Source organism: Bradyrhizobium lupini (assembly GCF_040939785.1).
Taxonomy (GTDB): Bacteria; Pseudomonadota; Alphaproteobacteria; order Rhizobiales; family Xanthobacteraceae; genus Bradyrhizobium; species Bradyrhizobium canariense_D.
The window spans coordinates 7,691,887-7,717,220 of sequence record NZ_CP162553.1; the positions used below are offsets into that span (position 1 = coordinate 7,691,887).

Consider the following 25,334-nt stretch of genomic DNA (forward strand, 5'->3'; position numbering starts at 1 on the left):
GGGAAGCGCGAACTTCCGACGGCTGTGCCTGTTTAGTGCACTGGCACCGCAATCCCCACGCAACATCACGATCACAGATTGAACTCAGGCGGCCCCCGTAAAGGAAGCGCCAGTTGTACAGCAAAAGGTCGGGAAGCATTTGCTTGGACGAAGGCCTGCAAGGCCGGCGTGATCTCGCTACTCGTGACACGCTCGGCAAGCTCATCTGCGATCTCGCTGGTGGCATCGCGAGACCAGCCCTCGATGGCGTTGAAGGCGACGATACGGACGGGATACGCGTACTGCCCGGAGAGTAGGTCGCGGATGATGGTCTCGACGTCGGTATCCTGCTCGTCGGCCTCGCGCCAGGAGCAGCCGGCGCGCGCGCCGAAGTCTTCCAGTACCAGGTAAATCTCCCGGTCGAGCCGATCCAGCGGCACAATCGACGGCGCATGACGCATGACGCAACTCCTACTCAAGAGGAGCAATCGTTCGACTGTCCGTTCGTTCCGCCCGGAACTCAGGCCGATAGGCAAATGAAAGAGGCGGACGTTTGAGAAGCGGCCTTACTTCTTTGGCAGAAGTCCCAAGACGAACCATTGAGCCGGAAACAGTGGAAACAGCAGCGCTCCCCAGATGAACCAAATGCGCCTAGACCGGCCTCTCTGTGCCGCGAAATTGGCGGTCACGCGCCCACACCACATCATCAGGGTGACAATGACAAAGCCAAACATGATTGAGGCAAGCATGGAGTGGCTCCTGCCGATGGTCCGTTGGTTATCATATAGGATTGGCCTGTCGCCGGGGAGAGAGCCCAAATCAAGATTGCGCGCTTAAGGCGGGGACGACCGGCGCCGCCTTAATTTACTTGTTCTCTGGCTCCGGTGACGAGGCGGAGCCCGGCGTGCGGGACGTCGGCACCGTCTGAGAGAGCGGCAACTGAGGCGGCCTATTTGGGGCGGAATGGCTTTGGGCACACCAGTTTTCCGGAAGAGTCTCGTCGGCAAGCGCCGACATCAAAGCGCCGCTCATTTGCGGCGGCAGGACGCGTCAGCAGCGGAATTCCAGCTGCCGACACAGTGCCGACATGGAGCTTTCTGTCGAAGTTGCGTTTGGGATTACTGCTTCATTGTGTTGGTGAGCGCGCTGGGGCTCGAACCCAGGACCCCGTGATTAAAAGTCACGTGCTCTACCGGCTGAGCTACGCGCTCCCATGGCCGCTGATGGCTTCAAAGAAATCGCCATCGTCTTCGGTCATTTGGAAAAGCATGTCTTGCCGCCACATCGACGCAAGCGTTGCGGAAAAACCGGCTGTTTCCGGATCATGCTTTCGGCCCGCGCTGTGTAGGGGGATGGGGCGCGGAGGTCAATAGCTCGGGTGGTTGCCGAACTTGAAGGCAACAGCGGGAATTCGCTCGCCGTTTCCAATGCTTGAGCCGGGATTTTCAACCCGAATGGCGGCCGTCATCCACGCCGAAGAAGCCGCGACGTCCGCCCACGGGACGGATGCCACGTTCGGAGCCCCGTCAGTTCGCTTCCCGCCGGACCTCGCTCGGCACCGGCACTTGCTGCGGCGTGCCGGCGGGGGTGGGTAGCGCGACCGGGCGCAAGCCGATCAGCTCGGCGGTGCGGATCGCGCTGTCGCGCCAGAACTGGAACGAGTTGATGCGGCTGAGCTCGAGGATGGCGATGGCGACCGCGGCCAGGAACGGCAGGCTCTGCAGCACCAGCACGCCGGCGAAGATGTAGATCTCGGTGATCTGGCGGTAGCTGTTGGAGGCCACCAGCACGCCGGCGCCGATCAGGAGCAGGGCGCCGATCACGGCCTCCCAGAACGCCTGGAACTCGATCGACATCCTGGACAGGCCGCCCTTGGAGGTGCGCGCGAACGCAATGTGCTCGGTGATCAGTCCCTGCGCCACCGCGCGCGACACCGTCCACTGCACGCTCATCGCCGCGATCATCGCGCCCAGCATCTGGCCGGGCTTGATCGCGACGCGGGCGCGGTACATCGACAAGAAGTGTACGAGCGAGACGATGAAGGCGCCGATGATCGGCAGCGTCAGGATCTTGTCGGGGATGGCGATGTCGGCGAAGGCGACGATCGGCACCCAGACGAGGTTGAGCAGCGCCACGACGACGCCGAGGCTTTCGGCACCCAGCCAGTTCAGCCAGCCCAGGCCATATTCGCGCTTCTGGTCGGGCGTCAGCCGGCTCCGTCCGGGCAGGAAGTTCCGCCAGTGCTTCTTGACGATCTGGAGGCCGCCATAGGCCCAGCGGTGACGCTGCTTCTTGAAGGCCTCGTAGGTGTCGGGGAGCAGGCCCTGGCCGTAGCGGTGGTTGGTGTAGTGCGTAGTCCAGCCGAGCTGCTGGATCGAAAGGCCGAGATCGCTGTCCTCGCAGATCGTGTCGGACGACCAGCCGCCGGCCATGTCCATCGCGGCGCGGCGGATCAGGCACATCGTGCCGTGCACGATGATGGCGTTGGTCTCGTTGCGCTGGACCATGCCGATGTCGAAGAACCCGGCATATTCGCCGTTCATGATGTAGTGCATGATCGACAGGTCGCCGTCGCGATGTTCCTGCGGCGCCTGCACCAGGCCGACGCTGGGATCGGCGAACGCCGGCACGAGGTCCTTCAGCCAGTCGGGATCGACGACGTAATCGGCATCGAGGATGCCGATGATCTCGGCGTCGACGGCGGTGCGGTCCATCGCGATGCGCAGCGCACCGGCCTTGAAGCCCTGCACCTTCTCGGCGTTGATGAACTTGAAGCGTTCACCGAGCGCGCGGCAATGATCCTGGATCGGCTGCCAGAAGGCAGGGTCCGGCGTGTTGTTGATGATGACGACGCATTCGTAGTTCGGATAGTTCAGCCGCGACAGCGCATCGAGCGTCTGCTTGAGCATCTCGACCGGTTCGAAATAGGCGGGGATGTGGATCGAGACCTTCGGGCAATAATTCTCGGGCACGTCCTCGACCGGCTTACCTTTCGTGAGCAGCCGCTGCGGCGGCCGGCCGAATGCGACGGCCGCGATTTCGTCGATGCGCGCCATCGCGATCAGCACGAGGGGAACAAGCAGGATCATGCCGAGCGTGAGCGCGAAGGCCGAGCCGAAGATGAAATAGTGCCCGTTCCAGAACGCGAACACGGTGGCAGCCCAGGCGCCGACGCCGTTGGCGGTGGCCGACAGCAGGAACGCCTGCTTCGCCGTCGGCTGCTGCAGCCGCAGGATCGGCAGCGACAGCAGGATACCGACGAGGAGCGCCACACCCATCAGCTTCCAATAATCGGGATTTTGCACCGGGCCGGTCCAGGCAAATTTCGGCTCGCGGCTGGCGTTGAGGATGCCCCAGTACGGACCGACGCCGCCTTCGAAGTATTTCCAGGGCTGATCGATGGCCTCGACGATGTTGTATTCCATGCCGATGGCGTCGGCGCGGCTGACGAAGTTGCGCAAGGTCAGTGCTTGCTGGAACGGACCGGGGTCGGCGTTGCGTAAATTGTAACCCGCGCTCGGCCAGCCGAATTCGGCGATCACGATGCGCTTGCCGGGGAACAGGTTGCGTAACAGATTGTAGCGGTCGACGGCCTGGTCGACCGCCTGATCCGAGCGGAAGTTTTCCCAATAGGGCAGCACGTGGGCGGCGATGAAGTCGACGTTGGAGCCGAGGTCGGGATTGTCGCGCCAGATGTTCCAGATCTCACCGGTCGTGACGGGTACGCGGACCGAGCCCTTGACCTTCTTGATCATCTCGATGAGGTCTTCGACCTTCTGCTCGCCGCGGTAGATCACCTCGTTGCCGACGACGACGCCGTTGACGTTGCTGTTCTTGCGCGCGAGCTCGATGGCGGCCTTGATCTCGCGCTCGTTGCGATCCTTGTCCTTGTCGATCCACGCGCCGACGGTGACCTTGAGGCCGAACTCCGCCGCGATCGGCGGCACCAGTTCCACGCCGCCCGTGGACGAATAAAGGCGGATCGCGCGCGTCATCGTCGACAGCGTCTTCAGGTCGGCGCGGATTTTCTCCACCGTCGGAATGTTGTCGATATCAGGATGAGCCGAGCCCTCGAACGGGGCGTAGGAGACGCTGGGCAGCAGGCCCTTGAAGTCGGGCGCGGGTTCCTTGTCGCGCGAGACTCCCCAGAGGCCGGCGTGGAGCGCGGACACAAGCAACAGAACGGCGGCGACAACCCGCATCGCGGCTAAACCAAAAGGGGCTGAGGGGGCAGGGAAGCGGATCCGACCCCGAGATCCGACCAAGTCCGCGGCAAATGGAGCATACCTCTGCCGCGCGGTTTCACAACTGTCATCGCCTCATGACCGAATGAGGGCATGCACATTTCGAAATTCGCAGCAGTGCCAATTGCTTCTATCGCCGATCGTTCCTGAACGGAGGCTGAAACAATCGCGGCTATTTCGGGGGCGCCGGTGACGGGCTTGCCGCCGGCGAGGGGCTCGCGGCCGGCTGCGGCTGCGCATTGCCCGATGCGGGCGCGGCCGGCTGCGAGGCCGCGGCCGCCGCCTGCTGTGGCTGCGACGCCGGGTTGATCCAGCAAGCGTGCACACGGCTGTCCAGGGTCTCGGCGACCTTGGGATCGATCTGGCCGCCGAAGCGGGTCAGGCAGCGGAAGGCGGCCTGGATGTGGCCGCCGGGGCAGCCGAAACGGTCATAGAGGTCGAGATGGCGGAATGCGGTATCGAGGTCGTCCCGCCACATCAGCCGCACCACGCGGCGGCCGAGCCAGACGCATTCGGGGTTGCCGGCCGGGCCGCTGATGACCTGGGCTGCTTCGGCGAATTCGTCGGTGCGGCGCTGATTCTGGGCGGCATCCTTGGCCGTGTCGGCGGGCTGGGCGGCTGCCTTGCTCTGGTCGGGGGCGGGCGTGCCGCTCTGGGCGGAGGCCGCGCCGATACCCATCAGGATGACAAGGGAAGAAACGGCCAAGGTGGCGGCGAACTGCCGCAGGACCGCATTTCGTAACTCGAACACCCGTTGCCGCATGAATTCCCCAATATATCACTGACCGTCCGCGTCAGGACCTTCGCGGACGCGCCCGGTGATGGCGTCCAAATGGGTCTCCAATGCGGCGGAAAAGTCCTCCCGAGTCCATGGCCTGAATCTGGAATTTTGTCCAGCAAAGTCACGATCCTAGGCCTCGGTCGAACGGCCGCAGGTAAATTCCTCAGGGGAGGGATGGATCCATAACGGAGTCACCCCCTTGGCAGACGGCGTGCTAGCAGGTAATCGACGGCCCTTCGCGGAGGACGGAACCGATTTCTCTTCGTACGCCACTGGCGCTTCTGCTCGTTTCATTGGGTGCGATCGCTGCCGTTTGGTGGTGGCTTGCCACGCCGATCTCGCTCGCGCGCGCCCCGATCGATCCCGCCGACAAGGTCCAATGCGTCTCCTACGCGCCGTTCCGCGGCGAGCAGTCGCCGCTGAACGCATGGACTCATATCGAGGCCGATCAGATCGAGCAGGACCTGCGCCAGCTCAAGGAGATCACCGACTGCGTCCGCACCTATTCGATGGAGAACGGGCTCGACCAGGTGCCGGCGATCGCGGCCCGGATCGGCGGGCTGAAGGTGCTCCAGGGCATCTGGCTCTCCAGCAACCGCACCAAGAATTTCGAGCAGGCCGCGCTCGCCATTCGCCTTTCAAGGATTTCCCCGGGATCATCACCAGCATCATCGTCGGCAACGAAGTGCTGCTGCGCGGCGAGATGACGACCGCGGACCTCGTCTCCATCATCCGCTCGGTGAAGGCGCAGGTCAGCGTGCCCGTCACCTATGCCGATGTCTGGGAGTTCTGGCTCAGGAATCGCGAGATCTATGACGCCGTCGACTTCGTCACGATCCACATCCTGCCCTATTGGGAAGACAATCCGGTGCGGGCCAAGTTCGCCGCCTCCCATGTTGAACAGATCCGCGAGCGCATGGCGGTCGCATTTCCCGGCAAGGAGATTTTGATCGGCGAAACCGGCTGGCCGAGCGAAGGGCGCATGCGAGATGGCGCGCTGCCGTCGCGCACCAACCAGGCGCGCGTGGTCTCGGAGATCCTGAGTCTGGCGAAAGCGCAGAAATTCCGCGTCAATCTGATCGAGTCCTACGACCAGCCGTGGAAGCGCAAACTGGAAGGCACCGTCGGCGGCTATTGGGGCCTCTATGACTCGGTGCGCCGGAGCCTGAAATATCCGCCGGGCGAGCCGATCAGCAATTTCCCGTACTGGAAATGGTACATGGCCGCCGGCATGGGCCTCTCCGTGCTGGTGTTCGCGGTCGCGGGCCTGACGTTGCGGCGCAGACCCTGGACGCCGCGCTTCTCGTCCTGGCTCGGCGTGGCGATCTCGGCAACCTCGGCCGGCATTCTGCTCGGGATCGGCGCCGACAAGATGTACTACGAGAGCTACGGCATCGGCGGCTGGCTGCTGTGGGGCGCGCTGCTCGCGGCTGGCATCCTGTCGCCGATCTTCTGCGCGCAGGCGATGGTGATCGGCCGCAGCCTTCCGACCTTCCTCGATCTGCTTGGTCCGCGCGAGGGCCGGAAATGGTCGAAGCTCACCGCCGTGCTCGGCTTGACGCTGGCAGTGACGGCGGTCATCGCGGCGCAGACCGCGCTCGGATTCGTGTTCGACCCGCGCTACAAGGATTTCCCTTACGCCGCGCTGACGATGGCGGTTGTGCCGTTTGCGCTGTTGATGCTGAACCGGCCGCAGATCGGTCAGCGTCCGATCGCGGAATCGGTCTTCGCCGGCGTGCTGACGCTGTCGGCGGCCTATGTGCTGTTCAACGAGGGCCGCGACAATTGGCAGTCGCTGTGGACCTGCGCGATCTATCTCTTGTTCGCGCTCACGCTGTGGCGGGCGCGGGCCGAGCAAATCCAAGAATGAGCAGGCCGATCGCCAGGCCCGACAGCACGACATTGTAGAGCACGATGCCAAGGCCCGCGGCGATGATGCCGGCGGTGAGCAGCACGATGGACGGCCGCATCAGGTTCAGCGTTGCCACCACCAGCGCGACGATGCCGAACACCGAATTCTTGAACAGCACGGTCGAGACCGAGCGCGCCTTGCAGACCAGGGTCTGAAGCCCGGCGTCGCAGGCGAGACCGACCTGCGAGTTTTCGATTCCGAGATAGCGCAGATAGAGCGCATAGCCGACGCTGGCGAAGCCGACGACGATCAGGAACTGCACCTGGTAGGGCGTGAGGCGGAAGGGCTTTTTTGTCATGGCGGCAATATGGTCGGGATGGTGGAACGGGGCAACAGGGGAGGCGCAAGTTTCTCGCGACCTGCGTGAGATCCTTCACCCATTACGCTGATGAATTGCCGCGAGGTAAGCTACCTTCTGAAGAACGACGACAGCGTTGATCCCGCCGACGCCGTCTCGGGCTTCGGCTGTGCGGCCGGCTGCGCCGCAGGAGCAGGCGCGGGCTCCTCGCGCTTCGATGAGCGTTTTGAGGAATAGCTGCGGCGACGCTTGTCGGGCTTGGCGGCCGGCGCGGGCGCTGGGGCGGTCTCGGCTTGCGGCACCGAGTCCTGGGGCTTGTCGGAGTCCTTCTCCTGAACCCTGTCTTGGGTCTTGTCTTGGGTCTTGTCCTGCTTCTTCTCTTGGCCGCCGCGCATTGACAGCCGCTGGCCGTCGAACACGGTGGTCTCGCAGTGGCGGTCGTTCTCGGCGAGGCCGGCGCAGAGTTTTGCTGCAGCCGCTGCATTGATCAGCGGACCGGCGCCGAGGCGGAGCTGCATGCCAAGGCCGGTGTTGCCTTCCTTGATCATGATGATCGGCCGCAGCGCTGCGATTTCGGGATTGGATTTGGTGACCCCGCGCCACAGCGCGCGCAGGCCATCGAGCGAGTTGGCGCCACCGAGATCAATCGCAAAGCGCGTCTGCTGGACCGCGATCGCGGGAGCCTCGCTTTCGGCGGCCTCCTTGGCAGGTGCCGCGGCGACTTCGATCGGAGCGGGCGCCGGTTCTGGCTTCGTCTCGGCAGCCTTCTCGGTCGCCTTCTCTGCGGTTTCGGGCTGAACCAGTTTCGGGGCGGCCGGATCGGGCGGCGCCATGATCGATTTGGATGGGACCAACGGAAGCATCGGCAGTGCCGAATTCGTCGCCGGCAACTGCGCGACCAGCGAGGCCGCGGCCGCGCTCTGCGGCGGCGGACTCCACGGCTCCTTTGCGGCCTCGGCGCGCGGCTTGTCGTTGGCCGGAGCCGGTGTCGAGGCGACCTGCGCGATGCCGGGCGCCGGCGGGCCGATCAAGGCCGGCGCGTCCTGCGGCTTCGCAACGGACGCCTGCGGCGGCGTTGTCGTCTGCTTGGCGATGGCGCCGGTGACGGAATCGAGCCCTTGCTCCAGCACGGTGACGCGCGAATAGAGCCGGTCGCGATCGGTGTTCAGCGTCTCGATGGCGGAGGCGAGCCGGCGGGCCTCGTTCTGGCTCTCCTTGGTCAGGATCTGGAGCCGGTCGGCCTGGCGCGCGAGATCGGCGGATGCGACCTGGTCGCGCCGCCAGCCGAGCTGGGCCTGGTTGGCGAACACGGCAAGCACCACGGCGCCGACGGCCGCCACGCCCCATGAGCCCAGCCGCCACATCATGCCGCGATCGAACGAACTCTCCTCGGCCACAAGTCCGGAGAACAGCCCGCCGGTCTCCTTGGCGCCGAAGGCATCCGCCAGTGGGTCGGAATCCTTTGCCATGAACGTTAAGTGCCCAACCCCTGTCCGGCTTCCCCGATCAATCAGGGAACATTAACAGGAAAAGCGTGTCGCACTTGAACTCCGGGCGTTTGCGGGGGTAGCAAGGCGATAGCTGATGAGGGCGGCCCGTCGCCCGCTGGCGCCGATTGATTCGGCCGATTGACAGGATTGCGATGACCGCCCGTTCCAGCCTCACGATCGTGCTCGCCGCCGGCGAAGGCACGCGTATGCGCTCACACCTGCCGAAAGTGCTGCATCCTGTCGCGCACCAGAGCCTGCTCGCCCACGTGCTCGCCGCGGCGCCCAAGGGAACCGGCACCTCGCTCGCGGTCGTGATCGGACCCGATCATCAGGCGGTGGCGGACGAAGCAAGGCGCATCCGTCCCGACGCGCTCACCTTCGTGCAACAGGAACGGCTCGGCACCGCACATGCGGTGCTGGCGGCGTGTGATGTCATTGCGCGGGGCGTGGATGATCTGCTGATTGCGTTCGGCGACACGCCGCTGATCTCGGCCGAGACCTTTGCGCGGCTGCGCGCGCCGCTGGCCAAAGGCGCCGCAATTGCCGCACTCGGCTTCCGCGCCGCCGATCCCACCGGCTATGGCCGCTTCATCGTCGAGGGCGACCGCCTGGTCGCGATCCGCGAGCAGGCCGATGCCAGCGCCGAGGAGCGCAAGATCGACCTGTGCAATGCCGGGGTCATGGCGATCGACGGCCGCCGCGCGCTCGCGATCCTCGACAAGATCGGCAATGCGAATTCCAAGGGCGAATATTATCTGACCGACGCGGTCGGCATTATCAGCGAACAGGGATGGGATGCCGTGGTGATCGAAACCAGCGAGGACGAAGTGCGCGGCATCAACACCAAGGCGCAGCTCGCCGAGGCTGAAGGCGTGATGCAGGCGCGGTTGCGGAAAGTGGCGATGGAGTCCGGCGTCACGCTGATCGCGCCCGAAACCGTCTATCTCGCCGCGGATACCGTATTCGGCAACGACGTGACGATCGAGCCCTTCGTGGTGATCGGCCCCGGCGTTTCGATCGGCGACGGCACGGTGGTCCATTCCTTCTCGCATATCGTCGAGACCAAGCTCGGCAAGAAGGTCTCGATCGGCCCCTATGCGCGGCTGCGGCCCGGCACCTCGCTCGGCGACGGCGCGCGCATCGGCAATTTTGTGGAGACCAAGGCCGCGACGCTGGAGGCCGGCGTCAAGGTCAACCATCTCTCCTACATCGGCGACGCCACCATCGGCGCCAATTCCAACATCGGCGCCGGCACCATCACCTGCAACTACGATGGGTTCAAGAAGCACAAGACGATCATCGGGCAGGGCGCCTTCGTCGGCACCAACTCCTCGCTGGTTGCACCGGTGACAATCGGCAACGGCGCCTATATCGGCTCGGGCTCCGTGATCACGCGCGACGTGCCTGATGACGCCATGGCGCTGGAGCGTAGCCCGCAGACCATCCGCGAAGGTGGGGCGGTGCGCTATCGCGAGCTGAAGACGGGTGGCAAGAAGCCGGAGAAATGAACGCCGCTATTCGTCGTCGGCGAATTCGGAGAAGATCGCGCGCGTCAGGCGCCAGCCGCGCGGCTTGGCACGCTTCGCCGGCTCGCCCGCGACATGCTTGATGAAGACGGGCTTGCTTTCCTTGCCGCGCTGGGGCGGCGGCCAATGCGCGAGGTGCGTGCCGGTGGTCTCGCTGGCGCGCACCGCCATCGATGACAGGCCTTTGCGGTTGGATGAGCCTTTCATGGCCTCTCTCCTTGGTACGCAAGGGTTGGCCAAATTTGTTGACAACAAGTTAACGCGCGCGGTTTAAGGCCCAGCCAGTTCGACGCAGGCGAGGCTCGGTCGCCGTCGGTGCTGTCTCAATCAGCAATAATTATTGAGTATCTGGTTCCTTAGGAACTTCGCTAAAAACTGAGCTGGTCGTTTAGGCGATTTTTCGACGATTTGGGGGATATTGATCCGCATGTGCGGGATTGTCGGCATTCTCGGGCGCCAGCCGGTTGCAGAGCAATTGGTGGATTCGCTCAAACGTCTTGAATATCGCGGCTATGATTCCGCGGGCGTCGCCACGCTCGAGGGCAAGCATCTCGAGCGCCGCCGCGCCGAGGGCAAGCTGAAGAATCTGGAGAAGCGGCTGGAGGCCGAGCCGCTCAAGGGCACGACCGGAATCGGTCACACCCGCTGGGCCACCCACGGAAAGCCGACCGTGAACAATGCGCACCCGCACGCGACCGAGCGTGTCGCCGTCGTTCACAACGGCATCATCGAGAATTTCCGCGAGCTGCGCGAGGAGCTCGAAAAGAAAGGCACGGTGTTCCACACCCAGACCGACACCGAGATCGTGCTGCATCTCGTCGACGACCTGCTCACGCGCGGCAACAAGCCGGTGGAAGCGGTGAAATTGACGCTGGCGCGGCTGCGCGGCGCGTTCGCACTCGGCTTCATCTTCGCGGGCGAGGACGATTTGATGATCGGCGCGCGCAACGGTCCGCCGCTCGCGATCGGCTATGGTGACGGCGAGATGTATCTCGGCTCCGACGCCATCGCGCTCGGGCCGTTCACCGACACGATCAGCTATCTCGAGGACGGCGACTGGGTCGTGCTGACCCATACAAGCGCTTCGATCTTCGACAAGGACGGCCATGCCGTCCAGCGCGAGAAGACCAAGCACGCGGCCTCGACCTCGCTGGTCGACAAGGCCAATTACCGCCACTTCATGGCCAAGGAGATCCACGAGCAGCCGGAAGTGGTCGGCCACACGCTGGCACGCTATGTCGACATGGCGACCGAGCGGGTCTCGCTGCCGGTCAAGCTGCCGTTCGACTTCAAGAACATCCAGCGCATCAACATCACGGCTTGCGGCACTGCGAGCTACGCCGGCTTCGTCGCAAAATACTGGTTCGAGCGTTTCGCGCGCGTGCCGGTCGAGGTCGATGTCGCCTCCGAATTCCGCTACCGCGAGGCGCCGTTGCGCAAGGGTGATCTCGCCATCTTCATCTCGCAGTCGGGCGAGACCGCCGACACCTTGGCCGCGCTGCGCTACGCCAAGGCCCAAGGCGTGCACACGGTGGCCGTCGTCAACGTGCCGACCTCGACGATCGCGCGCGAAAGCGAGACCGTGCTACCAACGCTGGCCGGCCCAGAGATCGGCGTCGCCTCGACCAAGGCGTTCACTTGCCAGCTCATGGTGCTGGCAAATCTTGCGATCGCGGCCGGCAAGGCCCGCGGCGAACTGACCGACGAGGACGAGACCAAGCTCGTTCACGGGCTCGTCGAAATCCCGCGTTTGATGTCGGATGCGCTCACCACCGAGCTCCAGATCGAGAAGCTCGCGCGCGAGATCGCGAAATCTCGCGACGTGCTCTATCTCGGTCGCGGCACCAGCTTCCCGCTCGCCCTCGAAGGGGCGTTGAAGCTGAAGGAGATCTCCTACATCCACGCCGAGGGCTATGCCGCCGGCGAGCTCAAGCACGGCCCGATCGCGCTGATCGACGAGACCATGCCTGTCGTCGTCATCGCGCCCTACGACCGGGTGTTCGAAAAGACCGTCTCCAACATGCAGGAGGTCGCCGCTCGCGGCGGCAAGATCATCCTGATGACCGACGCCAAAGGCGCGCAGGAGGCAACCGTCGAGTCCCTCGTCACCATCGTCATGCCCGATATGGCGGCGGCGTTCACGCCGATGGTCTATGCGGTCCCGGTTCAGCTGCTCGCCTATCATACGGCGGTCATCATGGGGACCGATGTCGACCAGCCGCGCAATCTCGCGAAATCCGTGACGGTGGAATAGGCAGAAGGGTCGAGTGCGGGACGCTTCGTGGTCTTCCAAAACCTGCTAGAAGACCCTAGCTTGGACGAAGCGACTGACTTGGAACCCGAATGAACCCCCGTGACGACGCGCCTGCGCCTCTTGATGCCGTGCTCGAGCCGCATACCGGCCTGATCGGCCGCTTCCGTAACTATTTCCTCACCGGCCTCATCGTGACGGGGCCGATTGCGATCACGCTGTATCTGGTCTGGTGGTTCGTCACCTGGGTCGATGGCGTGGTGCGGCCGTTCGTGCCGCTGGCCTATCGGCCCGAGACTTATCTGCCCTATGTCATTCCCGGCTGGGGGCTGATCGTCGCATTCTTCACGTTGACGCTGGTCGGCTTCCTCGCGGCCAATTTGATCGGCCGGACACTGGTCGATGTCGGCGAGACCTTCCTCGGCCGCATCCCGGCGGTACGCGCCATCTACCGCGGCCTGAAGCAGGTGTTCGAGACGCTGTTCTCGGGCAAGGGCTCGAGCTTCCGCAAAGTCGGCCTGGTTGAGTTTCCCTCGCCGGGCATGTGGTCGATCGTGCTGATCTCGCAAGCGCCGAACGAGGACGTCTCCCGCAGCCTGCCGGGTCAGGAGGAGCACGTCTCGGTGTTCCTGCCGTGCTCGCCGAACCCGACGACCGGCTTCTTCTTCTATGTGCCCAAGAGCAAGATCGTCGAGGTCGACATGAGCACCGAGGATGCCGCGACGCTGATCATGTCGGCCGGCGTCGTGCAGCCGGGCTCAGCGCCCGATTCGAAGAAGGCAGCGGCGCTGGCGGGCATGGCGAATGCCGCGCGTATTGCCAACGCCTCGGCGGCGGTGCAGCCCCAGCCTGCGAAGGTGGAGTAGGGCCATTCCCCTGCGGGATGGCCGCCGTTCACGCGGGCGTCTCGTCCTCTGCTAGTCTCCGATTGAACTGAGCGCGTTGCTCGGGCTTCGATCTGGAGTGCACGATGTCCAAAACTATTGCGATCCTCGCGCCCGGTGCCATGGGCAGTGCCGTGGCCCGCCGTCTCGGCGAGCACGGTGCGCGTGTGCTGACGTCGTTGAGAGGGCGGAGCGAAGCGACGCGCAAACGCGCCACGGATGCCGGCATGATCGGCGCCGAGGACGACGCGATCGCGGACGCCGACATCATCCTGTCGATCGTGCCGCCGGGCGAAGCCGTGGCGCTCGCCGAGCGGCTGGCCGGGCTGATCGTCCGGCGCGAGAAGAAGCCGGTCGTGGTCGATTGCAATGCCGTCAACGTCGATACCGTGATGAGGATCGAGGAGATCATCGGCTCGGCACAGGCGCCGTTCGTCGATGCCGGCATCATCGGGTTCCCGCCCCAGCCCGGTGGCAAGAGCCCGGCCTTCTACATGTCGGGCGAGCACGCCAAGGATGTCGCCGTGCTGAAGGATTTCGGGCTCGACGTGCGGATCGTCGAAGGGCCGGTCGGTGCCGCGTCCGCGCTGAAAATGTCCTATGCCGGGATCGTCAAGGGCCTCGCCGGGATCGGCGCGGCGATGGTGGTCGCGGCAACGAAAGCGGGGGCTGCGGATGCGCTGCGCGACGAACTCGCACTCAGCCAGCCCGCGGTTCTGGCCCGGCTCGAAGTCGCGCTGCCGGACATGATTCCGAAAGCCTATCGCTGGGTCGCGGAGATGCGGGAGATTTCCGGCTTCCTCGGCCCCGATCATCCGGCGAGCCAGGTTTACGAAGGCTTTGCGCGCTGGTTCGACCACCTCGCCGAGGATGCGAAAGGCGAGGCGGCGGATACCGACCTGATGAAGGCATTCGCCGCGCGCATCGCGCAGAAGAAATCCTGATCGTCCCGTCTCACGTCACCGCCATCCATCATGTGCCGTGCAGCGAGATCCAGAAACCCCTGGATGTCTCGATCGCGTCTCAAGCGCACGACCGGAACGTCAGCGCCATACTGCATACGCTCGGCCTCGATGACAGGCGCGCGCTCGGTGTCGTAGCGCCACGCCTCGCGCATCAATTTCCAGTCGAACTGCTCGGGGCACCCCTCTGGGAGATCAGGCCGGGCCTTGTCGCGATCGAAGGCGGATCGCAGGAGAATGCGCCACTGGCAGAGCCAGCGCGGGCGGTCGATGACGACCAGCGTATCGGCGCGCGCGAGCGTGAGATCGAAGGCAAGTCCCGAGAAGCTGCCGTCGACAACCCATGCGTCGCCCGCGATCGCCTCAGTAACCCGTGCTCGGAAGTTCGGTTTGTCGGATGGCTTCCATCCCGGCCGCCAGTAGAGCACGTCGAGATGCACCACCGGCAGCGCGAGCTTTTGCCCGAGATTTCGGGAGAGGCTCGTCTTTCCGCTACCCTGACAGCCTACAACGATGATCCGGCGCATCGTCGTAGGGTTCCATAAAGTCGGGCGAAGGGAAGAGGAGGCCTCCGAACGCGCCTTATTACCTGGCATGTAATTGAGCCCATCTGCAGCCTGGCTACTGTCCCGGTTCATTCACCCGACAGGAAGCATTCCATCAAGCCTCCTGTCGCGTGTGTGTCGGTGCATGAGGAGAGAGCTATGCAAGTCGTGTTTACGAAGAAGGAGCCGCCGCAATGGCTGCTCGACATGTGGCGGGAGATCGACAACAAGACCTTCGGACCAGGCTTCGACTGTTTTACGGAAGATGCCGTTTGCAACCTCGGCGTCGCCGATTGGAAGGGGCGCGAGGCGATCCGCGGCAATCTGAAGGCCTTCATCGACACCGGATTCACCGCGCTCCATCACATCACCGAATATTGGGACGCGGGGTCGCTGAAGGTGTTTCGGGGTGTCGTGGACATGACACCCGATGATCCCTCAATGAAGACGGTTCATCCCACGATGACGCACTTCTTCTACATGGACGAGAGGAACGACACCAAGGTACGGCACTGGGTCGGTGCCGTGGGGCCGGTCGCCTTCGGTTGATCGCCACGAACCTGCTACCATCGGCGGTGGTGCCTCGGACAAGCCGACTTACCGCCGCCGATGCGCGTTGACGATGCCGCACATCGACAGGAAGGATCAGTCGGCCATGAAAGCGACGGCCAGTGCCCTCAAGACGCGCGCCAGTTCCGCGGGCGCGCTGCTGCGTCAATGGCGGGACATTCGCGGCAAGACGCAGCTCGACCTGTCCTTCGACGCCGGCGTCTCGCAGAAGCACATCAGCTTCGTCGAGAGCGGCCGCAGCGTTCCGAGCCGCCAGATGCTGCTCGACCTTGCGCAAGCCCTCGACGTGCCCTTGCGCGAACGCAACGAGCTGCTGCTGGCCGCCGGCTATGCGCCGTCCTATTCCGAGCCCGCGCTCGAGGCGCCCGCCATGACGAGCATCAACCGTGCCCTGCAACGCATGCTGCGTCAGCACGAGCCGTTTCCCGCCATCGTCATGGACCGGTACTGGAACGTGCTGATGACCAATGAGGCCGCGCCGCTTCTGTTCAATTGCTTCATCGACATGTCCGCACGGCCGGCGCCACGAAACCTGCTGCATCTTATGTTCGATCCGGAGGGCATGCGCCCTTTTATCGCGAACTGGCCGCAGACCGCACGCGGGCTGCTGGCGCGGGTGTATCGCGAGGCAGTCGGACACGTGGTTGACATCAGGACGAAGGCGTTGCTGGAGGAGCTGTCGCAATACCCCGGGGTGAAGCCGGAATGGCGTGCGCCGTCGGCATCCGATGCGATGCCGATGATCCCGTTGTCCTTCGTCAAGGACGGTGTGACGCTGGACTACTTCTCCCTGATCACGACGGTTGGAACGCCGCAGACGGTGACGGGGGAGGAGCTGCGGCTCGAGTGCATGTTCCCCGCCAACGAGGGGACCGAAGCCGAGCACGGCAGGTTCTTGCGCGCGCACGCCGGTTGAGGAGACGTCGCGAGGCTCATCTGTTATTGTTTCTGCGAAAGCGGTCACTCCGCAATGGGAGTTCGAATGAGAGTGCTTGTGATCGGCGCGGGAGCGCTCGGAGGCTACTACGGAGCGCGCCTGGTCCGAGCCGGCGGCGACGTGAACTTTCTGGTGCGGGCCGGGCGTGCGGAGCAATTGCGGCGGAATGGATTGCAGGTCGTGAGCCCGCAGGGCGATTTCGCCGTGCAGCCGAAGATCATCCTGGCCAACGACCTCAAGGAAACGTTCGACGTCGTGCTCGTCGGGGTGAAATCCTACTCGCTCGACGATGCGATGGCCCAGTTTGCCCCGGCCGTTGGCGCCCACACGATGATTTTGCCGATCCTCAACGGGCTGAAACATGTCGACGCCCTGACGGCGCGGTTCGGCGCCGCTCAGGTTCTCGGCGGGCTCGCGAACGTCAGTGCCGGGCTCGATGCGGATGGCCGCGTCGTTCAGTTCATGGCCAATCAGACCATCGTCTTCGGCGAAATCGGGGGGTCGTTGAGCGAGCGTGTGCTCGCCCTGGAGACGCTGCTGCACGTGCCCGGTATCGACGTGCGCGCCAGCGAAGCGATCATGCAGGACATGTGGGAGAAATTCGTCCAGCTCTCGACGCTCGCCGGCATCACCTGCCTGATGCGTGCAAGCATCGGAGACATTCTGGCCGTTCCGAACGGCGAGCAATCCATCTTCCGCCTGTTTGCCGAATGCTGCGCCGTCGCCACGGCCTCGGGTTTTGAGCCGCGAGCGCCTTTCATCGAGTTTGACCGGAAGCTGTTCACGACCCCGGATTCCCCGCTCAAGGCCTCGATGCTGCGTGATATCGAGCGCGGCTCGGTCACCGAGGCGGAGCATATCCTCGGCGATATGGCCAACCGGGCTCGTGCACTCGGCATCGACACGCCCCTGCTGGATCTCGCCCGAGCGCATGTGGCGGCTTATGAGATTGGGCGGCAACGAGCGGCCAGCTAACCCGCTCCGATCAGCGGGATCGCTTCATCCCGCTCATACAGATACAGCAGGCAGCGCAGTGCCTCGCCGCGCTCGCCCTTGAGTTTTGGATCGTCCTTCAGGATGCGCAGCGCCTCGTCGCGGGCCTGCGTGATGAGCTGGCCGTGCACCTCCGAGCGGGCGATGCGGTAGCCGGGCAGGCCGCTCTGGCGCACGCCGAGCACATCGCCTTCGCCGCGCAGCTTCAGATCTTCCTCGGCGATCCGAAAGCCGTCGGTGGTCTCGCGGATCACCTTCAGCCGTGCTTTCGACATCTCGCCGAGCGGCTCGGAGTAGAGCAGCAGACAGGTCGAGGCCTCCGAGCCGCGCCCGATGCGGCCGCGCAATTGATGAAGCTGGGCGAGGCCAAAGCGTTCGGCGTTCTCGATCACCATGATGGTCGCCGCCGGCACGTCGACACCGACCTCGACCACGGTGGTCGCGACCAGCAGACCGATCTCGTGGGCGGCGAACTGGCCCATGACGCGGTCCTTCTCGGTGCCCTTCATCTGGCCGTGGACGAGGCCGACACGGTCGCCGAAACGCTTTTGCAGGGTTTCGAAGCGCTTGGTCGCATTGGTCAGGTGCTCGGTACCCTCGGCCTCGGATTCCTCGACCAGCGGGCAGATCCAGTAGACCAGCTTGCCGGATTCGAGCGCGCGGCCGATGCTGTCGGTGACCTCGCCGAGGCGGCTCATCGATATGGTGCGAGTTTCGATCGGCTGGCGGCCGGCCGGCTTCTCCCTGAGCTCGCTGATGTCCATGTCGCCGAAATAGGTCAGCACCAGCGTGCGCGGAATCGGCGTGGCGCTCAGCACCAGCACGTCGACGGCCTCGCCCTTTGCCGTCAGCGCCAGCCGCTCGCGCACGCCAAAACGATGCTGCTCGTCGACGACGGCGAGGGCGAGATCGCTAAAGATCACGTCGTCCTGGATCAGCGCATGGGTGCCGACGAGCAGGTCGATCTCGCCGGCTTCGAGTTGTGCCAGCAGGTCACGCCGCTCCTTGCCCTTTTCGCGGCCGGTGAGGATCGCGACCCGCATGCCCGCGCGCTCGGCGAGCGGCGCGATGGTCTTGATATGCTGACGAGCCAGAATTTCGGTCGGCGCCATCAAGGCGGCCTGCTTGCCGACCTCAGTGACGGCAGCGGCGGCCAGCAGCGCGACCACGGTCTTGCCGGAGCCGACGTCGCCCTGGAGCAGGCGCAACATGCGCACCGGCTGTTGTAGATCATTGGCGATGGCGGCTGCTGCGTCGCGCTGGGAGGTTGTCAGCGCATAGGGCAGGGCATCGATGATTTTGTTGCGGAGGTGCCCGTCGCCGGCGTTGCGCACACCGGCCGGGCGTCGCAATTGGGCGCGGATCAGGGCAAGCGCAAGTTGCCCGGCCAGGAGTTCGTCGAAGGCGAGGCGCGACCAGAACGGCTGGTCGGGCAGAATGTCGGTGAGCTCGACCGGCTGGTGCACGCGGGTGAGCGCCTCGGCGATCGGCGGGAAGCCGCAGCGGCGCAGCACCTCCGGGCTGATCCATTCCGGCAGTGCCGGGAGCTTCTGCAGCGCCTGCGCGACCGCACGGCGCAGCGAGCCGAGTGCAAGGCCCTCGGTCAAGGGATAGACGGGATCGATGCCGGAGAGTTTGGAAATCGCCTCCTCGTCCAGCACCCGGTCGGGATGCACGATCTGCGGGACGGCGTCGTACATCTGGAGCGTGCCGGAGACGAAGCGCTTCTCGCCGATCGGCAGCAGCTTCTCGACATAGCCGGGCTTTGCGCGGAAGAACGTCAGCACGACGTCGCCGGTGTCGTCGCTGGCGTAAACGAGGTAGGGCGCGCGCGCATTGCGCGGCGGGGGCGGGCGGTGGCGGTCGACCGTGACCTCCAGCGTCACCATGGTTCCCTGCACGGCGTCGCGGATCTTCGGCCGGGCGCGACGGTCGATCACCTGGCTCGGCAAATGCAGCAACAGATCGACCAGCCGCGGCGTCTCATTGCGGCTGAGCAGATATTGCAGCAGCTTGTCCTGCTTCGGACCGACGCCGGGCAGGCTGGTCACGGGGGCAAACAGCGGGTTGAGCAGGCTGGGGCGCATCAGGCGAATCTAGGACCGTTTTCGCTCGTCATGCCCGGCTTTATGCCCGGCATCCACGTGTTTTTCGTGCCCTTGCGGGGCAGCGGGCCATGACAAATCGAGGGCTGACAGGGCCCGCCCGAGTGGCTATATCACCCCGGCCCGGCACGTCCGGGCTTTTGGCGTTTGACTGGAATTGAGACATGACGGGAACGACACGATCGAGCAACGGGCTGGACGACCGCCGCAAGCGGCTTCTGTTCCGCTGCTGGCACCGCGGCACGCGCGAGATGGACCTGATCCTCGGCCGGTTCGCGGATGCCGAGATCGGCAATCTGTCCGATGACGAGCTGACGCAGCTCGAGACCCTGCTCGAAGAGGCCGATCCCGACCTCTATGCCGCCATCACCGGCGACAAGGTGCTTGCCGCCGACGTCATCGGCCCGCTGTTTGCGCGCATCAAGGGGTTTCCGATCGCGGACCGCGACGTATGAAGCAGGGGATGAAATCGCCGGCCGAGCTGCTCACGCCCGGCCGCGCGCTCACGCTTGCCAATGTTGCCGAGGGTGCCGAGGGCCTCGTCATCTCTGATCTCGCGCGCGCCATCGCGGCGCGGCCGAAGAAGCCGGCTGTCAGCCTCGCGGTGATCTGTCGCGACGGGCCGCGGATGCAGCAGCTCGAACGTGCTCTGCAATTCTTCGCGCCCGATTTGCCCGTGCTGACCTTCCCGGCCTGGGACTGCCAGCCCTATGACCGCGTCTCGCCGCATGGTGGCGTCCTCGCGCAGCGCCTGACGACGCTGGCGCGGCTGGCGTCACTGACCGGTAGCGACAAGCCGCTGATCGTGCTGACCACGGTGAACGCCGTGGTACAGCGCGTGCCGGCGCGCGAGCTCGTCGCGGCGCAGGCGCTGTCGGTCGCCCCCGGCAACGTCGTGCCGATGGATACCATCATCGCCTGGCTCGAGCACAACGGCTACAACCGCTCCTCGACCGTGCGCGAGCCCGGCGAATACGCGGTGCGCGGCGGCATTCTGGACCTGTTTCCGGCCGGCCTGGACCAGCCCGTCCGTTTCGATTTCTTCGGCGACAGCCTGGAATCGATCCGCACCTTCGATGCCGAGACCCAGCGCACGCTGCTCGACATGCGCGCGCTCGATCTCGTGCCGATCTCCGAATTCCAGCTCGTCACCGAGACCATCCGCCGCTTTCGCATGGGCTACGTCGCTGAGTTCGGCGCGCCCGAGCGCGACGATGCGCTCTACGAGGCCGTCAGCGAGGGCCGCCGCCATCCCGGCATGGAGCATTGGCTGCCGCTGTTCCAGGACCGGATGGACACGCTGTTCGACTATCTGCAAGGAGCTTGCGTCGCGATCGAGCCGCAGGCCGAGGACGCCATCCGCGAGCGTTTCAAGCAGATCCTCGATTATTACCAGGCCCGCCGCGACGCCATGGAGCATCCGGGCGGCGGTGCCATCTACAAGCCGCTGCCGCCTGACAGGCTCTACCTGACCGAGGAGGAGTGGGGCAAGCGTGAGAGCGGGATGCCGTTGGTGCGGCTCACCCAGTTTTCGGTGCCCGCTGATGGTACCAGCGTGGTCGATGCCGGCGCGCGCAAGGGACGAGACTTCGCCCCGGAGCGCAACGATAACAAGATCAATGTCTTCGAAGCCGTCGTCGCACATGTGCATGGGCTACTGACAAACCGCAAGAAGGTGGTCATCGCGCTCTGGACGGAGGGCTCGCGCGACCGCATGACCTCGATGCTGCGCGATCACAAGCTCACCCCCGTGACCAGCGTCAACAGCTGGCGCACGGTGCAGGCGACCCCGCGCAACGAGACCATGCTGGCCGTGCTCGGCCTCGAAAGCGGATTCGAGACCGACGAGATCGCTGTCATCAGCGAGCAGGATATCCTTGGCGATCGCCTGGTCCGACCGCGCAAGGCGAGCCGCAAGCTCGACAATTTCATCTCGGAGGTGACGAGCCTCGCCGCCGGCGATATCGTGGTCCATGTCGATCACGGCATCGGCCGCTTCATCGGCCTGCAGACGCTGGACGTCGCCGGCGCGCCCCATGACTGCCTCGAGCTGCATTATGCCGCCGAGACCAAGCTGTTCCTGCCGGTCGAGAACATCGAGCTGCTGTCGCGCTATGGCTCCGACCAGACCACGGTCGAACTTGATCGTCTCGGCGGTTCGGGCTGGCAGACGCGCAAGGCCAAACTCAAGAACCGCATCCGTGAGATCGCGGGCGAGCTGATCAAGATCGCCGCCGAGCGCCACCTCCATGAGGCGCCGAAGCTGCCGGTGCAGCCGGGCCTCTACGACGAGTTCTGCGCGCGCTTCCCCTATGACGAGACCGAGGATCAGCTTGGTGCGATCGAGTCCACGCTGAAGGACCTCGAGCTCGGCCGTCCCATGGACCGGCTGATCTGCGGCGACGTCGGCTTCGGCAAGACCGAGGTGGCGCTGCGCGCCGCCTTCGCGGTGGCGCTCGAAGGCAAGCAGGTCGCGGTCGTGGTGCCGACCACGCTGCTCGCCCGTCAGCATCACAAGACGTTCACCGACCGTTTCAAGGGTTTCCCGGTCCAGGTCGCGCAGGCCTCCCGGCTGGTGCCCGCCAAGCAGCTCAATCTGGTCAAGAAGGGCCTCGCCGACGGCTCGGTCGACATCGTCGTCGGCACCCATGCGCTGCTCAGCAAGTCGATCAAGTTCCGGGATCTCGGCCTGCTGATCGTCGACGAGGAGCAGCATTTCGGCGTGACCCACAAGGAGCGGCTGAAGCAGCTCCGCGCCGAGGTGCACGTGCTGACGCTGTCGGCCACGCCGATTCCACGCACACTTCAATTGGCGCTCACCGGCGTGCGCGAGCTCTCGATCATCGCATCGCCCCCGGTCGACCGCCTCGCGGTCCGCACCTTCGTCGCCCCGCACGACCCCTTGATGATCCGCGAGGCGCTGCTGCGCGAGCGCTATCGCGGCGGCCAGGCGTTCTACGTGGTGCCGCGCATCGACGACCTCGCCGAGGTCAGGGATTTCCTCGACAAGAACGTGCCGGAGATGAAGGTTGCGGTTGCGCACGGGCAGATGCCGCCCGCCGTGATCGAGGATATCATGACGGCGTTCTACGACGGCAAGTTCGATATCCTGCTGTCGACCACGATCGTGGAATCCGGCCTCGACATCCCCAACGCCAACACGCTGATCGTGCATCGCGCCGACATGTTCGGCCTTGCCCAACTGTATCAGCTCCGCGGCCGCGTCGGCCGGTCCAAGCTGCGGGCCTATGCGCTGTTCACGCTGCCGGCGCAGCAGAAGATCACGGCGCAGGCCGAGCGCCGGCTCACCGTGCTGCAATCGCTGGAGACGCTGGGCGCGGGTTTCCAGCTCGCCTCGCACGATCTCGACATCCGCGGCGCGGGCAATATCCTGGGCGAGCAGCAGTCCGGCCATATCAAGGAGGTCGGCTTCGAGCTCTATCAATCGATGCTGGAGGAGGCGATCGTCAACCTCAAGGCTGGCGTGTCCGAGCCCGCGGCCGACCGCTGGTCGCCGACGATCACCATCGGCATGCCCGTGCTGATTCCGGAGGATTATGTCGGCGATCTCTCGGTGCGGCTGTCACTCTACCGCCGGCTCGCCGACCTCGACAGCGAGGAGGAGATCGAGAACTTCGGCGCCGAGATGCGCGACCGGTTCGGCGTGTTGCCGGACGAGGTGCGCTATTTGTTCAAGGTCGCCGCGATCAAGGCGTTCTGCCGCCAAGCCAATGTCGGCAAGATCGACGCCGGTCCGAAGGGCGCCGTCATCGCCTTCCGCGACAATTCCTTCGCCCATCCCGACCGGCTGGTGAGCTTCATCCGCAGCCACGGCCAGGCCGCGAAGGTGCGGCCCGACATGAAGGTGGTGTTCCTGCAGGACTGGGAGACGCCGGAAGAGCGTCTGGCCGGCACCACCGAGATCATGCGCCAGCTGGCGCAGCTCGCGCAGAGCAAGAAGGCGGCGTAGAGGTTTCCGGAGGCGGCGCGAAACGACGCGCCGCACTCGGATCTCGGAACAGCGACATATGATCACTTGCGCAATGATCGAACAGTTGCTAGGTTCGGTCTATCGAGTTTCGGCCGAACGACTTGGCCTCGCCGCTGAAAAGCGCGCCTGACTGACGACCCTCCCTCCAGATCTCGACGACACCCACCGCGCTTCTGAGCGCGGCTAAACGTTTATCTATCTTAAAGGACGATCCCCATGACGACGGGAACTGTGAAGTGGTTTAACAGCCAAAAGGGCTTCGGATTCATTCAGCCGGACGAGGGCAGCCAGGATGTCTTCGTTCACATCAGCGCCGTTGAACGCGCCGGCATGAATACCCTCAACGAAGGGCAGAAGGTTTCTTTTGAAATCGTTGCAGATCGCAAGACCGGCAAGTCTGCTGCTGAAGATCTGCGCGCCGCATAGGCTGTCGCAATCCCAATGACGTTGCTTTGACCACGGATGTACTGGCAGAGCTTCTGATTTTTTGACCCGCGACCGTTTACCGGCCGCGGGTTTTTTGCGCCAGCGGCCGGCCCTCGCGAATGAGAATGCGAACGGTGCGTTTCGCGTAAAGCTTCCACATGTGAGCAGTCGAGCTCCGACGGCAGCGAGCGCTCGCGGATGATTACGACGCCGCCCGCGATGCCTCGGCCGACAGCCGCCCAAGCAGCGACCTTGCCGTATCCGAGGGCGACAGCGAATCCACCGAAACGACGGGATCGCTGCGCATCTCGTGCTTGCCGTTCGACGTGTGCCGCATCACCGCGGAGAGGCGGCGGGCGATCATGTGCGCAGTGCGGAAGTCGGTCTCCGCGAACACGACGACGACCGAGCCGTCCTTCTGCGCCACGCCAAAATCCATCTGCCGCATCAGCCGGCTGAGAATGCGCGCGGCATCGAGCTGGGCGCGGGAATTGCCGGGATCGAAGGCGAAGCGTGCGACCGAGAGGCCGCCGCCGCGAGCCAGCGTCTGCTCGACCGCCTTGGCAAAATCACGCGCAAAAGCTTCCGCCGTGAGCAGGCCGCTGCGCGGGTCGAGCCACCCGCCGGCATCGATCGAGCGCAGCGTACGGCTCAGCTGGGCTTCCATGGCGTGCTGGCGGATCAGGGGCAGCGCGTTGGCGGCGACCTTCGCTGACTCGCCGGGGATCAGTTCGAGATTGGGCAGGTCGTAAGTCTGCGTCAACTGATGCGCAGTGACGACCACGGGCAGGCTGCGGAAGCGGGTGTCCTCGGCGAGCACCGTGAGAAAGGCATCGGTCACGCGGGGGTAAAACCTTCGGCGAGCACGACGCCGTCGAGGTCGCGGGTGTTGAGATGCTTGGCCGCTGCCTCGATCGAGAGCGCCCCGATGACGCCGACGCGCTCGCCGAGCGCGACGGAAAGCGCGGGGTAAGCCGCGCCGCGGCCGATCAGAAGCACCGTGGCATCGCGAACGGGATCAGCCTCCGGCAGCGCGACTTTGACCTCGGGCAGCCGGCGCAGCACCGTGGCGTGAAGGGTACGAATCCGTAGAGCGGCGCGAAGCCGCGCGATCAGGCGTTCCGAATGGCCGGCGCGCGAGGAAGAGAAGGGCAGGACGTTGTGCGGGAGCGCGCCCGCCGCATCCAATGCCACGAAGGGAAGGTAAGGGGATTGCTCTGCGATCTTGCTGGCGAGCGGCGCCAGATGCGGCTCGTGCCCGGCATGCATCGCGGCGAGAACCGCGGCCGGCTGTACCTCTTCGACCGCGCGCGCAGCGCCGGCCCAGCCGGTGTCGATCACGGGAAAGATCGCGCCTCGTCCAGCGCCGCAAGGAAGGTCGGCCGCTCGCCATTGGACACAAACAGGATCGGGCCGGCCTGGGACATCGAGAAACTCTGG

At 64.9% G+C, this 25,334-nt stretch carries 18 protein-coding genes, 1 tRNA gene and 2 pseudogenes; 11 read left to right on the forward strand and 10 right to left on the reverse strand.

Annotation, left to right across the window (positions count from 1 at the left end; all coding sequences use genetic code 11):
• Positions 1-71 precede the first annotated feature (71 nt).
• The 4 genes from AB3L03_RS37085 to AB3L03_RS37100 all read right to left on the reverse strand — a co-directional run bounded on the left by AB3L03_RS37085 (position 72) and on the right by AB3L03_RS37100 (position 4,986).
• Entirely contained in the window at positions 72-440 is a 369-nt protein-coding gene (locus AB3L03_RS37085) for a hypothetical protein (protein ID WP_204511263.1), read from the reverse strand.
• Positions 441-1,114: 674 nt separating this feature from the next.
• Positions 1,115-1,190, reverse strand: a tRNA-Lys gene (locus AB3L03_RS37090).
• A 315-nt stretch (positions 1,191-1,505) separates the two neighbouring features.
• Positions 1,506-4,181 carry a glycosyltransferase gene (locus tag AB3L03_RS37095; protein WP_085353127.1) on the reverse strand — a complete coding sequence of 892 codons (2,676 nt, stop codon included), beginning with the start codon at positions 4,179-4,181 and terminating at the stop codon, positions 1,506-1,508.
• Positions 4,182-4,395: 214 nt separating this feature from the next.
• Positions 4,396-4,986 carry a beta-1-3, beta-1-6-glucan biosynthesis protein gene (locus AB3L03_RS37100; protein ID WP_085353125.1) on the reverse strand — a complete coding sequence of 197 codons (591 nt, stop codon included), beginning with the start codon at positions 4,984-4,986 and terminating at the stop codon, positions 4,396-4,398.
• Positions 4,987-5,258: 272 nt separating this feature from the next.
• On the opposite strand from AB3L03_RS37100, the pseudogene AB3L03_RS37105 reads away from it, so the two are divergent.
• Positions 5,259-6,874 (forward strand): annotated as a pseudogene (locus tag AB3L03_RS37105) (beta-(1-6) glucans synthase).
• On the opposite strand, the gene AB3L03_RS37110 reads toward AB3L03_RS37105, so the two are convergent.
• Both AB3L03_RS37110 and AB3L03_RS37115 read right to left on the reverse strand, forming a co-directional pair.
• The gene (locus AB3L03_RS37110; protein ID WP_018457946.1) at positions 6,834-7,214 is read right to left on the reverse strand and encodes a hypothetical protein; all 381 of its coding nucleotides are present in this window, start codon (positions 7,212-7,214) and stop codon (positions 6,834-6,836) included. The pseudogene AB3L03_RS37105 and the gene AB3L03_RS37110 sit on opposite strands and share 41 nt — an antisense overlap.
• 110 nt (positions 7,215-7,324) lie before the next feature.
• Entirely contained in the window at positions 7,325-8,683 is a 1,359-nt protein-coding gene (locus AB3L03_RS37115; RefSeq protein ID WP_204511262.1) for a hypothetical protein, read from the reverse strand.
• Positions 8,684-8,856: 173 nt separating this feature from the next.
• On the opposite strand from AB3L03_RS37115, the gene glmU reads away from it, so the two are divergent.
• Positions 8,857-10,212, forward strand: a complete 1,356-nt coding sequence (glmU, locus tag AB3L03_RS37120) for a bifunctional UDP-N-acetylglucosamine diphosphorylase/glucosamine-1-phosphate N-acetyltransferase GlmU (protein WP_204511261.1) — start codon at positions 8,857-8,859, stop codon at positions 10,210-10,212.
• 6 nt (positions 10,213-10,218) lie between these two features.
• On the opposite strand, the gene AB3L03_RS37125 is transcribed toward glmU, so the two are convergent.
• Positions 10,219-10,437, reverse strand: coding sequence for a hypothetical protein (locus AB3L03_RS37125; RefSeq protein ID WP_018457943.1), 219 nt, complete (start codon positions 10,435-10,437; stop codon positions 10,219-10,221).
• Positions 10,438-10,657: 220 nt separating this feature from the next.
• On the opposite strand from AB3L03_RS37125, the gene glmS reads away from it, so the two are divergent.
• The 3 genes from glmS to AB3L03_RS37140 all read left to right on the forward strand — a co-directional run bounded on the left by glmS (position 10,658) and on the right by AB3L03_RS37140 (position 14,309).
• Entirely contained in the window at positions 10,658-12,484 is a 1,827-nt protein-coding gene (gene glmS, locus AB3L03_RS37130; protein ID WP_204511260.1) for a glutamine--fructose-6-phosphate transaminase (isomerizing), read from the forward strand.
• Positions 12,485-12,573: 89 nt separating this feature from the next.
• Positions 12,574-13,347 carry a DUF502 domain-containing protein gene (locus AB3L03_RS37135; protein ID WP_204511259.1) on the forward strand — a complete coding sequence of 258 codons (774 nt, stop codon included), beginning with the start codon at positions 12,574-12,576 and terminating at the stop codon, positions 13,345-13,347.
• Between the two features lie 104 nt (positions 13,348-13,451).
• Positions 13,452-14,309 (forward strand): NAD(P)-dependent oxidoreductase, encoded by an 858-nt coding sequence (locus AB3L03_RS37140; protein WP_085353114.1) that lies wholly within the window; start codon positions 13,452-13,454, stop codon positions 14,307-14,309.
• Here the strand turns inward: AB3L03_RS37140 and AB3L03_RS37145 are convergent.
• Positions 14,195-14,854: an AAA family ATPase gene (locus AB3L03_RS37145; RefSeq protein WP_368508013.1), complete on the reverse strand. Its 660-nt coding sequence runs from the start codon at positions 14,852-14,854 to the stop codon at positions 14,195-14,197. The genes AB3L03_RS37140 and AB3L03_RS37145 overlap by 115 nt on opposite strands.
• 177 nt (positions 14,855-15,031) lie before the next feature.
• Here AB3L03_RS37145 and AB3L03_RS37150 point away from each other — a divergent pair, with 177 nt between their 5' ends.
• The 3 genes from AB3L03_RS37150 (at position 15,032) to panE (ending at position 17,354) form a co-directional block, all read left to right on the forward strand.
• The gene (locus AB3L03_RS37150) at positions 15,032-15,421 is read left to right on the forward strand and encodes a hypothetical protein (protein WP_018457938.1); all 390 of its coding nucleotides are present in this window, start codon (positions 15,032-15,034) and stop codon (positions 15,419-15,421) included.
• 106 nt (positions 15,422-15,527) lie between these two features.
• On the forward strand, positions 15,528-16,358 hold the full coding sequence (locus AB3L03_RS37155) for a helix-turn-helix domain-containing protein (RefSeq protein WP_204511258.1): 831 nt from the start codon (positions 15,528-15,530) through the stop codon (positions 16,356-16,358).
• Positions 16,359-16,424: 66 nt separating this feature from the next.
• A complete protein-coding gene (gene panE / locus AB3L03_RS37160) occupies positions 16,425-17,354 on the forward strand; it encodes a 2-dehydropantoate 2-reductase (RefSeq protein ID WP_018457936.1) in 930 nt (309 codons plus the stop codon).
• Here panE and recG read toward each other — a convergent pair.
• On the reverse strand, positions 17,351-19,459 hold the full coding sequence (recG, locus tag AB3L03_RS37165; protein WP_247336716.1) for an ATP-dependent DNA helicase RecG: 2,109 nt from the start codon (positions 19,457-19,459) through the stop codon (positions 17,351-17,353). The two genes, panE and recG, sit on opposite strands and share 4 nt — an antisense overlap.
• 182 nt (positions 19,460-19,641) lie before the next feature.
• Between recG and AB3L03_RS37170 the strand changes: the two genes are divergently transcribed.
• The 3 genes from AB3L03_RS37170 (at position 19,642) to AB3L03_RS37180 (ending at position 23,894) form a co-directional block, all read left to right on the forward strand.
• The gene (locus AB3L03_RS37170) at positions 19,642-19,932 is read left to right on the forward strand and encodes a succinate dehydrogenase assembly factor 2 (protein ID WP_018457934.1); all 291 of its coding nucleotides are present in this window, start codon (positions 19,642-19,644) and stop codon (positions 19,930-19,932) included.
• Complete coding sequence (mfd, locus tag AB3L03_RS37175) at positions 19,929-23,447, forward strand: transcription-repair coupling factor (RefSeq protein WP_018457933.1); 3,519 nt, start codon at positions 19,929-19,931, stop codon at positions 23,445-23,447. The genes AB3L03_RS37170 and mfd overlap by 4 nt, the downstream gene beginning before the upstream one ends.
• Positions 23,448-23,684: 237 nt before the next feature.
• Complete coding sequence (locus AB3L03_RS37180; RefSeq protein WP_018457932.1) at positions 23,685-23,894, forward strand: cold-shock protein; 210 nt, start codon at positions 23,685-23,687, stop codon at positions 23,892-23,894.
• 202 nt (positions 23,895-24,096) lie between these two features.
• On the opposite strand, the pseudogene AB3L03_RS37185 reads toward AB3L03_RS37180, so the two are convergent.
• Positions 24,097-25,321 (reverse strand): annotated as a pseudogene (locus AB3L03_RS37185) (GGDEF domain-containing protein).
• Positions 25,322-25,334: the final 13 nt, after the last annotated feature.

Coding starts and splice junctions, on each gene's coding strand:
- AB3L03_RS37135 (WP_204511259.1), top strand. CDS start 12,574: ATGAACCCCCGTGACGACGCGCCTGCGCCTCTTGATGCCGTGCTCGAG.
- AB3L03_RS37170 (WP_018457934.1), top strand. CDS start 19,642: ATGACGGGAACGACACGATCGAGCAACGGGCTGGACGACCGCCGCAAG.
- AB3L03_RS37145 (WP_368508013.1), bottom strand. CDS start 14,854: ATGCGCCGGATCATCGTTGTAGGCTGTCAGGGTAGCGGAAAGACGAGC.
- glmU (WP_204511261.1), top strand. CDS start 8,857: ATGACCGCCCGTTCCAGCCTCACGATCGTGCTCGCCGCCGGCGAAGGC.
- AB3L03_RS37125 (WP_018457943.1), bottom strand. CDS start 10,437: ATGAAAGGCTCATCCAACCGCAAAGGCCTGTCATCGATGGCGGTGCGC.
- AB3L03_RS37100 (WP_085353125.1), bottom strand. CDS start 4,986: ATGCGGCAACGGGTGTTCGAGTTACGAAATGCGGTCCTGCGGCAGTTC.
- AB3L03_RS37085 (WP_204511263.1), bottom strand. CDS start 440: ATGCGTCATGCGCCGTCGATTGTGCCGCTGGATCGGCTCGACCGGGAG.
- AB3L03_RS37110 (WP_018457946.1), bottom strand. CDS start 7,214: ATGACAAAAAAGCCCTTCCGCCTCACGCCCTACCAGGTGCAGTTCCTG.
- AB3L03_RS37155 (WP_204511258.1), top strand. CDS start 15,528: ATGAAAGCGACGGCCAGTGCCCTCAAGACGCGCGCCAGTTCCGCGGGC.
- AB3L03_RS37115 (WP_204511262.1), bottom strand. CDS start 8,683: ATGGCAAAGGATTCCGACCCACTGGCGGATGCCTTCGGCGCCAAGGAG.
- AB3L03_RS37140 (WP_085353114.1), top strand. CDS start 13,452: ATGTCCAAAACTATTGCGATCCTCGCGCCCGGTGCCATGGGCAGTGCC.
- panE (WP_018457936.1), top strand. CDS start 16,425: ATGAGAGTGCTTGTGATCGGCGCGGGAGCGCTCGGAGGCTACTACGGA.
- mfd (WP_018457933.1), top strand. CDS start 19,929: ATGAAGCAGGGGATGAAATCGCCGGCCGAGCTGCTCACGCCCGGCCGC.
- AB3L03_RS37180 (WP_018457932.1), top strand. CDS start 23,685: ATGACGACGGGAACTGTGAAGTGGTTTAACAGCCAAAAGGGCTTCGGA.
- glmS (WP_204511260.1), top strand. CDS start 10,658: ATGTGCGGGATTGTCGGCATTCTCGGGCGCCAGCCGGTTGCAGAGCAA.
- AB3L03_RS37095 (WP_085353127.1), bottom strand. CDS start 4,181: ATGCGGGTTGTCGCCGCCGTTCTGTTGCTTGTGTCCGCGCTCCACGCC.
- recG (WP_247336716.1), bottom strand. CDS start 19,459: ATGCGCCCCAGCCTGCTCAACCCGCTGTTTGCCCCCGTGACCAGCCTG.
- AB3L03_RS37150 (WP_018457938.1), top strand. CDS start 15,032: ATGCAAGTCGTGTTTACGAAGAAGGAGCCGCCGCAATGGCTGCTCGAC.